An 11,151-nucleotide genomic window follows, 5' to 3' on the forward strand; every position below is an offset into this window, starting at 1 on the left:
GAGACCGGGCTGTCACCTGAATGTCTGCGGCCTACTCGGCTCTACTTGTCATAGAATGTCTGCAGGATGATGGTGCTACGGGTCCGGACATTGGCCGTCGCCCGGATCTCCTGCAGTAGTTGTTCCAGATGCCTCGGCGAGGCCACCCGCACCATCAGCATGTAGCTTTCGTCGCCCGCCACCGAGTGGCAGGCCTCGATGCCCGGAATGTGCTGCAGCAGTGCGGGTGCGTCATCGGGCTGCGACGGGTCGAGAGGAGTGATCGCGACGAAGGCCGACAGCATCTGCCCCAACGCCTCGGGATCGACATTCGCCGTGTAGCCGCGAATCACGCCCCGCGCCTCGAGGCGCCGCACCCGAGACTGCACCGCGGACACCGAAAGGTTCGCCTTCTCCGCCAGATTGGACAGGGTGGCGCGACCATCGGCAATCAGCTCACGGATCAGCAGTCGATCGATGTCGTCGAGTACGGGTTTCGCCGGTGTATCCGCCATCAGCGAAGGCTAACGCAGCGAACCGCACTCGGTGCCGGAACCCAACCTGGAGCATGTAATGAGTCACGCACTGTCAGACCTGGCGAACAGTGAGCTACGTGAGCGGGCGGAAAACCTGCTGCGTCGGCTGGGTGTCGAACCGCCCGCGCCGGGTGAACTCGCGGCGCGCACCCCGATCACCGGCGGTGAGCTGATCAGCCTGCGCCCGAGCGATTCCGCCGAGGTGGAGTCCGCCATCGCGCGCGCCCACGCGGCGTTCCGGGGCTGGCGGACGGTGCCCGCGCCGCAGCGGGCGGGAGTGGTGCGGCGACTCGCGGCCCTGCTCACCGAGCATCAGGACGAACTGGGCGAACTCGTCACCCTCGAGGCGGGCAAGATCGGGCCGGAGGCGCGCGGCGAGGTCCAGGAGATGATCGATGTCTGCGAGTTCGCCATCGGGCTCTCGCGGCAGCTGTACGGGAAGACCATGCCCTCGGAGCGGCCCGGGCATCGGCTCATGGAGACCTGGCATCCGCTCGGGGTGGTCGGGGTGATCTCGGCGTTCAACTTCCCGGTCGCGGTGTGGGCGTGGAATACCGCCATTGCGCTGGTGTGCGGGGACACGGTGGTGTGGAAGCCGTCGGAGGCGACGCCGTTGACCGCGCTGGCCTGTCACGCGCTGCTGCGGCGGGCGGCGCTGGAGGTGGGCGCGGATCCCGAAGTGCACCAGTTGATTCAGGGCGCGGCGACGGTCGGCGAGCAGCTGGTCGACGATCCGCGGGTGGCCCTGGTGAGCGCCACCGGGTCGGTCCGGATGGGTCAGCTGGTCGCGCCGCGGGTGGCGGCCCGGTTCGGGCGTTGCCTGCTGGAGCTGGGCGGGAACAACGCGGCCATCGTGACGCCGTCGGCGGATCTGGAGTTGGCCACGCGGGGAATCGTTTTCGCGGCGGCGGGCACGGCCGGACAGCGGTGCACGACGCTGCGGCGGCTGATCGCCCACGTGGATGTCGCAGGGCCGCTGCTGGATCGGATTTCGGCCGCGTATCGCCAACTGCGAGTGGGTAACCCGCTCGAGGAAGGCGTTCTCGTCGGCCCGCTCGTCAATGAACGGGCCTACGAGGGCATGCGGACGGCGCTGGACAAGGCGCTGGCCGACGGTGGCGAATTGGTCTGCGGTGGTGAGCGAGTCGAGGGGCCGGGCGAGAACGCCTTCTATGTCCGGCCCGCCATTGTGCGCATGCCCGCGCAGACCGCGGTGGTACGGGAGGAGACCTTCGCGCCGATCCTCTACGTGCTGACCTACCACGATCTGGATGCGGCCATCGAGCTGCACAACGCTGTGCCGCAGGGGCTTTCGTCGTCGATCTTCACCCAGAACCAGCGCGAGGCCGAGCGGTTCCTGGCCGCCGACGGGTCGGACTGCGGCATCGCCAATGTCAATATCGGCACCTCGGGGGCCGAGATCGGCGGGGCATTCGGCGGCGAGAAGCAGACGGGTGGCGGCCGGGAATCCGGGTCGGATTCCTGGAAGGCGTATATGCGCCGGGCAACCAATACCGTCAACTACTCCACCGAACTGCCGCTGGCGCAGGGCATTCGGTTCGAGTGATCAGTCCTCGGCGGTGATGGCGCGCACCTGCTCCTCGTAGCGGGCCCGGACCTGCTCGTCGGCGGGGTGCAGGGCGCGGTCGCCGTTGAAGAGCCTGCGCACCAGGCGCACCGCGGGCTCGGGGGCGGCGGCCAGGGCTACATCGGTGGGGCCCAGGTAGTTCGGGACGGCGACCTCGGCGCGGCGGGTGCGCACCGTGCCGAGGATGGCCTCGGCCACGTCCTCTGGATCGACGGTCGGCATGCCGCCGCCGAGGGCCATGCCCGAGGACAGGCGGGTGCGCACGGCCGAGGGCATCACGCAGGAGACGCTTACGCCGTGCGGCGCGAACTCCAGACGCGTTGCGGCGGAAAGGCCGACGGCGGCGAACTTGCTGGCGTTGTAGACGGCCAGACCGGCGAGCGGGATCTTGCCCGCCAGCGAGGCCACGTTCACGACGTGGCCGTGGCCGCGATCGATCATGCCGGGGACCACGGCGCGCATGCCGTGGATGAGGCCCCAGACATTGACGTCGATGGTGGTGTGGCCCACCGCGTCCGGCTCGTCGAGGAAGGATCCGGCGGGCATGACACCGGCGTTGTTGACCAGGATGTCGATGCGGCCGAAGTCGGCGACGGCCTTGTCCCACTGGCCGCGGTCACGCACGTCGAGCTCGAATGCTTCGGCTCCCAATGCGGCCGCGGCGGCCTGGGCGGCGGCGGTGTCCACATCGGCGATGGCGACCTGCGCGCCCTTGCTCGCGAACAGTTCGGCGGTGCACTGGCCGATGCCGCGGCCAGCGCCGGTGATGAGGACCCGCGCGCCGTCGAGATCGATTGCGGGGTAGTTGTTTCCGAGGATGCTCATGCGAATTCTCCCTGCTCGACCTGGCGACGGGTGCTGCCCAGGCTGTGTTCGAAGGTGGCGAGGCGGCGGCGGCCGTCCATGAAATTGGGGCCCATGACCACGAGGTCCTCGGCGGTGGCGTCGATGCGCAGCACCTTGGTTCCGGCGGCGCGCAACAACGCGATCTCGGCATCGAGCTTCTCGCTCATGCGGTTTCGCAGCTGACGCTCGAGGAAGTGCCCGGCGCTGGTGACGGGCAGGCGGTCGGTGGAGGCCATCGGGGTGATCACCACGACCTCGTCGAGCTCGGCCGGGATGAGCAGGTCGGCCGAGGCGGTGGAGGCCGCGCCGCCGTCGATGAAGTGGCGGCCCGCGATCTCGACGGCCGGGACCCAACCCGGGACCGCCCACGAAGCCCGCAGGGCCACACCCAGATTCGCGTCCGGTGCGGAGGGTGCGCCGAAGGGCACCCGCTCGCCGGTGGCATTGTCCATGGCCACCAGCCACGTCGCGGGATGCCGGACCCGCTCGCGGCCGGGGTTCAGGCGCTCGGCGAGACGCTGGAGCCAGGCCGTGTCGCCGCCCCCTTGCGGCAGCAACCCGCTGCCCGCAGTGAGCAGGGCGTGACCATTTCCCGGGCGGGACAACAGTTCCCGGGCCGCACGGGCGGGCGCGCCCAGGCGCGGACGGGGCAGCGGCGGAAATCGGCCGGGCTCCGAACGCATGTGGGCGGTGAGGATCGGGTTCGCGGAGGTGCCGCGCTGCATGGCGACCAGTTCGTCCACGCCGATGCCGCTGCCCAGCATGGTCAGCGCCTCCGCCCCGGCCGAGGTGCCGATCATGACGTCGGCGGTGCGCGGATCCCAGTCCAGTACCTCGTGCACGGCCGCCAGGGCGGCGACGATCCAGGCCATGCCGACGGTGCCACCGCACCCGATGGCTAGGCCACGTCGCTGTGACCCGTTCCTGTTACTCATGGTTTCGAACACTAGCAGTATTCACATACCGCCGGTATCCCAAATCCTGGAGTACATAGAATCGTGGCCATGGCACGACTGACCAGGACCGAGAGCCAGGCCCGCACCCGCTCCGACCTGCTCGCGACCGCGCGCGAGATGTTCCTGACAGACGGGTACGCCAAGACCAGTCTGGAGCGGGTCGCCGAGGAGGCGGGGTACTCCAAGGGCGCGGTCTACTCCAACTTCAAGACCAAATCGGCGCTCTGCCTCGAGGTGCTCGGGCTCATTCACGAGACCAAGTTCGCCGAGCTGAGCGACCTGCTCGACGGGGACGACGCCCTCGACGTCCGGATGGAACGCTTCCAGGGCTGGGCCGAACGCACCCTCGGCGATGTCGGCTGGACGCTGCTGGAATTCGAGTTCGCCATCGTGGCCCGCGACGACGCGGACCTACAGGCCGCGCTGGTGTCCAGCCTGTCCATGATGCGGGGGGCCGCGGCCGCTCAGCTGCAAGCGCTGGCCGACTCCATGGGACTGGTGCTGCCCATGTCGGCCGAAGACTCGGCCACCACGATCCTGAGTCTCAGCCTGGGCCTTGGCATTCAGCGCGCCGTGGACCCCGGCATCTCCGCCGGGCTGATCACCGATGCGGTGCGGGCCATGCTGGCGGCAGCGCGGCCGGTCAGCGGAAGTGCAGCGTCCATTCGCCGCGATAGTTCAGGCGGGTCACGCTGACCGGGGGAACGTCTATGCGCCAGAACGACTTCGCGGGCGCGTCGAGAGCGACCAGCAGGGCGGAGCGGATGACGGCCGGGTGGGTGATGGCAATGGTGGGCTCGCCGTCGAGGGCGATATCGGCGAGCCACTCACCGGTGCGCTCGATGACATCCACGACCGCCTCGCCGCCGTGGCCGCGGTAGCCGGGGTCGGTGAGCCAGAGGTAGAGGTCTTCCTTGGGGACCGACAGGAGTTCGCCGCCGCGCCAGGCTCCGGCGTCCAGGTCGCGTAGTCGATCGTCCTCGTCGCCCATCAGGCCCATGAGGGCGGCGGTTTCGACGGTGCGGCGCTCGGGGGCGGTGATCACCCGTGCGGCGTTCAACCGGCCGCAGGCGGAGACGGCGCGGCGACCCGCTTCCGTCAGCGGTTCGTCGACCGGGAATCGTGCTCTGCGCATCGCCTCGGTCATGCCGTGACTGACCAAGTCGAGCCGGAGCACATTCTGCACGGTCCGAAGCCTACGCGCGGTGCCGTGTGCCGCATCCCCGATTGCCCGCCCTTCGCTCTCGTCCCGTGGAGTACCCCGCATCGGTCCCCTACCTCGCCCGGAACCCGGACGCCACGAATGACCGAGTTGCCCGGGCGAATCCCGGAAATCGGGCATGTCGGGGAAGTCCGACCGGTCTGTAGTCCCTAATGGAAGCCATTACGCCGATCTTCGGGTTGAGCCGGGACCCGAATCCGCCCCCGCGCGGACCGGGTGCCCGAGTCTGTCGGTGGGCGGGTGCAGACTGAGGCCATGGATCGGTTCTCGCCTGCGACCAGAGCGTGGTTCGACGGTGCGTTTCCCGCGCCGACGGCCGCGCAACTGGGGGCGTGGGAATCGATCGCGGCGGGGCAGCACACGCTGGTGATCGCGCCCACGGGGTCGGGTAAGACGCTCTCCGCATTTCTTTGGGCCATCGATCGGCTGGCCACCCGGGAGCCGGGGACTGTGCCGAACAAGACAGAGGCAGGCCCGCGCAAGACCTCGGTGCTCTATATCTCGCCGCTCAAGGCGCTGGCGGTGGACGTCGAGCGGAATCTGCGGGCGCCGCTGGTGGGGATCACGCAGACGGCCAAGCGGCTGGGGGTGGACGCGCCCGAGATTCGGGTGGGGGTGCGGTCCGGGGATACCAGCGCGGCGGATCGGCGGAGCATGCAGCGCACGCCGCCGGACATTCTGATCACCACGCCGGAGTCGCTGTTCCTGATGCTGACCTCGGCGGCGCGGGAGACGCTGAGCGGGGTGCACACCGTCATCGTGGACGAGGTGCACGCCATCGCGGGGTCCAAACGCGGTGCGCACCTGGCGCTTTCGCTGGCCCGCTTGGATCTGCTCCGCTCCGCCTCCCCGCACTTCGAGCGGCCCGCCCAGCGGATCGGGCTGTCGGCGACGGTGCGGCCGGCGCCGGAGGTGGGGCGATTCCTGGTCGGGAGCGCGCCGATCAGCATCGTGTCGCCGCCCGCGCCCAAGACCTTCGATCTGTCGGTGCGGGTGCCGGTGGCGGACATGACCGAACCCGATGCGGGCGCGGAGGATTCGGATCAGCCGGGGTCGATCTGGCCGCACGTGGACGAGGCGATCGTGGATCTGGTGCTCGAGCACCGGTCGTCGATCGTGTTCGCGAATTCGCGGCGGCTCTCGGAGCGGCTCACCGCGCGATTGAACGAGGCGTACGCGGCGCGCATCGGGGAGGCGGTGGACACCGAGCACGCGCCGCCCGCACAGCTGGGGGCGGCCACCGAGGTGATCCACGGTGCCACAACGCTTCTGGCGCGCGCCCACCACGGCTCGGTGAGCAAGGAACAGCGGGCGCTCATCGAGGACGATCTCAAGAGCGGGCGGCTGCGCTGCGTCGTCGCCACCAGCAGCCTCGAACTCGGCATCGATATGGGCGCGGTGGAATTGGTGGTGCAGGTGGAGGCCCCGCCGTCGGTCGCCTCCGGACTGCAACGGGTGGGCCGCGCCGGACACCAGGTCGGCGAGATCTCGCGCGGCGTCATCTTCCCCAAGCACCGCACCGATGTCATCCACTGCGCGGTGGCGTCCCAGCGCATGACGGCCGGGCAGATCGAGGAACTCCAGGTGCCCGCGCATCCGCTCGACATCCTCGCCCAGCAGACCGTGGCGGCCTGCGCGCTGGAGCCGATCGACGCCGACGCCTGGTTCGACACCGTACGCGGCACGGGAAGCTATGCGGCACTCCCCCGTTCGGCCTACGAGTCCGTACTTGACCTGCTCGCGGGCCGCTATCCCTCCGACGAATTCGCCGAACTGCGGCCGCGCATCGTCTGGGATCGCGACGCGGGCACCCTCACCGGGCGGCCCGGTGCGCAACGCCTGGCGGTGACCTCCGGTGGCGCGATTCCCGATCGTGGACTCTTCCCGGTCTTCATGGTCGGCGAAAAGGCTTCCCGGGTAGGTGAACTCGACGAGGAGATGGTCTACGAGTCGCGGGTGGGCGATGCCTTCGCCCTGGGCGCGACCAGCTGGCGGATCGAGGGGATCACCTTCGACCGGGTGCTGGTGACGCCGGCGTTCGGGCTCCCGGGCCGACTCCCCTTCTGGCACGGCGACTCCCTCGGCCGCCCCGCCGAATTGGGTGCGGCGCTTGGCGAATTCGTGCGGCACGCCGGTCAAGAGCTCGAGAAGAAGAAGCGGTCGCCGGGATCCGAGGTCGAAACCGTCTCGCTGCAAGGCGGATTGGACGAGAACGCGACCGCGAATCTGGTGGCGCTGCTCGCCGAGCAGCGGGAGGCGACCGGGCAGTTGCCGACGGACAAGACGCTGCTGGTCGAGCGGTTCCGGGATGAGCTGGGTGACTGGCGGGTGGTTCTGCATTCGCCCTACGGGTTGCCGGTGCATGCGCCGTGGGCGTTGGCGGTGGGGGCTCGGCTGCGCGAGCGGTTCGGGGTGGACGCCGCGCCCACGCCGTCGGATGACGGGATCGTGGTGCGGTTGCCCGACACCACCGATGATCCACCGGGGGCGGAGTTGTTCGTGTTCGAGACCGACGAGATCGATGATCTGGTGACCGAACAGGTCGGGGGGTCGGCGCTTTTCGCCTCGCGGTTCCGGGAGTGCGCGGCGCGGGCGCTGCTGCTGCCGCGGCGGGATCCGGGAAAGCGGGCGCCGCTGTGGCAGCAGCGGCAGCGGGCGGCGCAGCTGCTGGACGTGGCGCGCAAGTTCCCGGAGTTCCCGATTCTGCTGGAGACCGTGCGCGAATGTCTCCAGGACGTGTACGACCTGCCGTCGCTGCGGGAGCTGCTGGGCCGGGTGGCGCGGCGGCAGGTGCGGCTGGTCGAAGTGGAGACCGCCGCGCCGTCGCCGTTCGCGAATTCGCTGCTGTTCGACTACATCGGGCAGTTCATGTACGAGGGCGATTCGCCGCTGGCCGAGCGGCGGGCGGCGGCGCTGTCGCTGGACTCCAGCCTGCTGGCTGAGTTGCTCGGACGGGTGGAACTGCGCGAGCTGCTGGATCCGGCGGTGCTGGAGCAGACCGAGCGGGAATTGCAGCGGGTCACACCCGAGCGGCAGGCGCGGGATATGGAGGGGCTGGCCGATCTACTGCGACTGCTCGGGCCTGTCACCGCAGAAGAGGCCGGTGAGCGGTGTGTGGCCGATCCGCGGGAGTGGTTCGCGGAGCTGGTGAAAGCGCATCGGGCGCTGGAGGTTTCCTTCGCCGGTTCGCGGTGGTGGGTGGCCATCGAGGATGCCTCGCGGCTGCGCGACGCGCTCGGGGTGCCGCTGCCCATCGGGGTTCCGGCCGCGTTCATCGAACCCGTCGCCGATCCGCTGGGGGATCTGATCGGCCGGTACGCGCGCACCCACGGACCCTTCACACTGACCGGGGTCGCGCATCGGTTCGGGCTGGGACCGGCCGTGGCGGCCACGGCACTGCATCGGCTCGCCATCGAGAAACGCGTCGTGGAAGGCGAATTCACGCCCGGCTCGGCCGGAACCGAATGGTGCGACAGCGAGGTGCTGCGCCGCCTGCGCCGCCGCTCGCTGGCCGCCGCCCGCAAGGAAGTCGAGCCCGTGGCGACCGCCGCCCTGGGCCGTTTCCTCCCGTCCTGGCAGCACGTCGGCACCGGCGAGCTGCGCGGCGTGGACGGTGTCGCGGCGGTGGTGGAACAGCTTGCGGGCGTGCCGATTCCGGCCTCCGCTTGGGAGTCCCTGATCCTGCCGCTGCGGGTACGCGACTACTCCCCCGCCATGCTGGACGAACTCATGGCCACCGGCGAGGTCATCTGGTCCGGGCACGGATCCATCACCGCCAAGGACGGCTGGATCGCCCTGCACCCGGCCGAACAGGCGGGCCTGACCCTGCCGCCGCCCGACGACATCGACCTCACCGAACGCCACATCGGACTGCTGACGGCCCTGGGTGCCACCGTCATCGGCGGCACCGTCGACAAGGGTGAGAGCAGTGCGGGCGGGGACCCGCTCGCCACGACGCTGCCGAAGGGCGAATACCAGGTGGTGGCGGGCAGCACCGGGGGCGCGTACTTCTTCCGGCAGCTGACGGACAGCGTCGGCTCGGGAGACGGTGCCGACCCTGGGGATGAGACCGCGGTGGCGGCGGCGCTGTGGGATCTGGTGTGGGCCGGGCATGTCGGCGGCGACACCTTCGCGCCGGTGCGCGCTCTATTGGCCGGGACGACCCGCAGCACCACCGCGCATCACACGCCTCGGCGGGCGCCGCGGGGGCGAATGTATCTGCCGCGCACCGGAATGCCCGCGCGCACGAGCTCGCCGCAGGTGGCGGGTCGCTGGTCGCTGCTGCCGGAGCGGATCGCCGACAATACGATTCGCGCCCATGCCACCGCCGATGTGCTGTTGGAGCGGTACGGCGTGCTGACGCGGGGGTCGGTGCAGAGTGAGGGTGTGCCCGGGGGCTTCGCCCTCATGTATCGGGTGCTCACCGAGTTCGAGGATCGTGGGCGTTGCCGTCGCGGATATTTCGTGGATTCGCTCGGTGGCGCGCAGTTCTCGACCACGGACGTGGTGGATCGGCTGCGCTCGTTCGACACCGATCGGTCCCGCACCGCCGACTCGTTCGGGACCGAGCCGGTCGGCAATGCGGCGGCGCTGGCAGCGTGCGATCCGGCGAATCCCTATGGCGCGGCACTCCCCTGGCCCAAGGCCGCCGCCGAGGGTGCGGGCCACCGGCCGGGGCGCAAGGCGGGTGCCCTGGTCGTCCTGGTCGAGGGAGAGCTGGCGCTGTACCTCGAACGTGGCGGCAAGACCCTTCTCACCTTCACCGAGGATCCGGCCGTGCGGACCGCGGCGGCCACCGCCCTGGCGCAGCTGGTGCACGATCGCCGGGTGGACTCCCTCGTCATCGACCGGGTGAACGGAGAATCCGTGCACGGCAACACCTTCGCGAGCTTCCTCACCGAGGCGGGCTTCGCCGCCACACCGAAGGGCTTCCGCCTCCGAGGCCGCCCATGAGGGCCCATGCCCGAGGGTGACACCGTCTACCTCACGGCAGCCCGTCTCCGAAAAGCTCTGGCGGGCAAGACCCTCACGCGCTCCGACTTCCGCGTCCCGAAGTACGCCACGATCGATCTGAAGGGGCAGGAGGTCGAAAGCGTAGGCGCCTACGGCAAACACCTCTTCATCCGCACCCCGGACCTCAGCATCCACACCCACCTGAAAATGGAAGGCGAGTGGCGCGTCTACATCCCCGGCCAGCGCTGGAGCAGACCGGCTTTCACCGCCCGCCTGATCCTCGCCAATGCGACCGCCGAGGCCGTCGGCTTCTCGCTCGGTCTGGTCGAAGTCCTGCGCCGCCGCGACGAGCACACCGCCGTCGACCATCTCGGCCCGGACCTGCTCGGCCCGAATTGGGATGCGGCCGAGGCGGTCCGCCGCCTGTCCCGCGAGCCCGACCGGCCGATCGGCCTGGCCCTGTTGGATCAAACGAATCTCGCGGGCATCGGCAATATCTACCGCAGCGAAGTCTGCTTCCTGCGCCGAATCCACCCCGCCACCCCGGTCGGCGATATCGACGATCTTCCGGCCCTGGTCGACGAGGCACACCGGGTCCTCACCAAGGCGGCCCACGAACATCCTTGGCGCGCACTGGCTTACGGCCGCCAACGCCGCCCCTGCCGCCGCTGTGGCACAAGCCTCGTCGTTCACCTGCTCGGTGACGATGGGGACGGGACTCGCGCCGATCGCGGTATCTACTTCTGCCCGCGCTGCCAGTTGGGTCCAAACGAATCGATTCCCGGCCGTCTCGGGAGTGGTTGAGACGACCGGGAATCGATCGGACCGGCGGTGGGCCTACCGGGGGAAGCAATCGGCCCACACCGCAGTCTCCTATCCGGCTGTGACCGGGCCGCTACTCAGGGGAGCATGCGGCGGCCCCTTCAACCCGCCGGGATCGGCAGCCTCGGGAGTTGCGGTGTGCATGAACGGAACCATCAGCGTCCCGAGCAAAAGCAGCACCGTGGCCAGCTTTCTCATTCCGAATTCCTCATCATCGAACCAACCGATCGAGCAGCAACGCTAGTGTCG

At 69.7% G+C, this 11,151-nt stretch carries 8 protein-coding genes; 4 read left to right on the top strand and 4 right to left on the bottom strand.

Annotation, left to right across the window (positions count from 1 at the left end; all coding sequences use genetic code 11):
- Nucleotides 1-41: 41 nt before the first annotated feature.
- Complete coding sequence (locus tag NS2_RS01085; protein ID WP_033085113.1) at nt 42-494, bottom strand: Lrp/AsnC family transcriptional regulator; 453 nt, start codon at nt 492-494, stop codon at nt 42-44.
- A gap of 58 nt (nt 495-552) precedes the next feature.
- On the opposite strand from NS2_RS01085, the gene amaB reads away from it, so the two are divergent.
- Nucleotides 553-2,082 carry an L-piperidine-6-carboxylate dehydrogenase gene (amaB, locus tag NS2_RS01090; RefSeq protein WP_096490409.1) on the top strand — a complete coding sequence of 510 codons (1,530 nt, stop codon included), beginning with the start codon at nt 553-555 and terminating at the stop codon, nt 2,080-2,082.
- Here the strand turns inward: amaB and NS2_RS01095 are convergent, their stop codons facing one another.
- The gene (locus NS2_RS01095) at nt 2,083-2,928 is read right to left on the bottom strand and encodes an SDR family oxidoreductase (RefSeq protein WP_033085114.1); all 846 of its coding nucleotides are present in this window, start codon (nt 2,926-2,928) and stop codon (nt 2,083-2,085) included.
- Complete coding sequence (locus NS2_RS01100) at nt 2,925-3,884, bottom strand: patatin-like phospholipase family protein (protein WP_033085158.1); 960 nt, start codon at nt 3,882-3,884, stop codon at nt 2,925-2,927. The genes NS2_RS01095 and NS2_RS01100 overlap by 4 nt, the downstream gene beginning before the upstream one ends.
- A 69-nt stretch (nt 3,885-3,953) precedes the next feature.
- Between NS2_RS01100 and NS2_RS01105 the strand changes: the two genes are divergently transcribed.
- Nucleotides 3,954-4,601 carry a TetR/AcrR family transcriptional regulator gene (locus NS2_RS01105; protein ID WP_033085115.1) on the top strand — a complete coding sequence of 216 codons (648 nt, stop codon included), beginning with the start codon at nt 3,954-3,956 and terminating at the stop codon, nt 4,599-4,601.
- On the opposite strand, the gene NS2_RS01110 is transcribed toward NS2_RS01105, so the two are convergent.
- Complete coding sequence (locus tag NS2_RS01110; RefSeq protein ID WP_033085116.1) at nt 4,549-5,091, bottom strand: histidine phosphatase family protein; 543 nt, start codon at nt 5,089-5,091, stop codon at nt 4,549-4,551. The two genes, NS2_RS01105 and NS2_RS01110, sit on opposite strands and share 53 nt — an antisense overlap.
- 291 nt (nt 5,092-5,382) lie before the next feature.
- Between NS2_RS01110 and NS2_RS01115 the strand changes: the two genes are divergently transcribed.
- Nucleotides 5,383-10,080: an ATP-dependent helicase gene (locus tag NS2_RS01115; RefSeq protein ID WP_147207049.1), complete on the top strand. Its 4,698-nt coding sequence runs from the start codon at nt 5,383-5,385 to the stop codon at nt 10,078-10,080.
- 6 nt (nt 10,081-10,086) lie between these two features.
- Complete coding sequence (locus tag NS2_RS01120; RefSeq protein ID WP_033085118.1) at nt 10,087-10,884, top strand: DNA-formamidopyrimidine glycosylase family protein; 798 nt, start codon at nt 10,087-10,089, stop codon at nt 10,882-10,884.
- Nucleotides 10,885-11,151 lie beyond the last annotated feature (267 nt).

Source organism: Nocardia seriolae NBRC 15557 (assembly GCF_007990715.1).
In the GTDB taxonomy this organism is placed as follows: domain Bacteria; phylum Actinomycetota; class Actinomycetes; order Mycobacteriales; family Mycobacteriaceae; genus Nocardia; species Nocardia seriolae.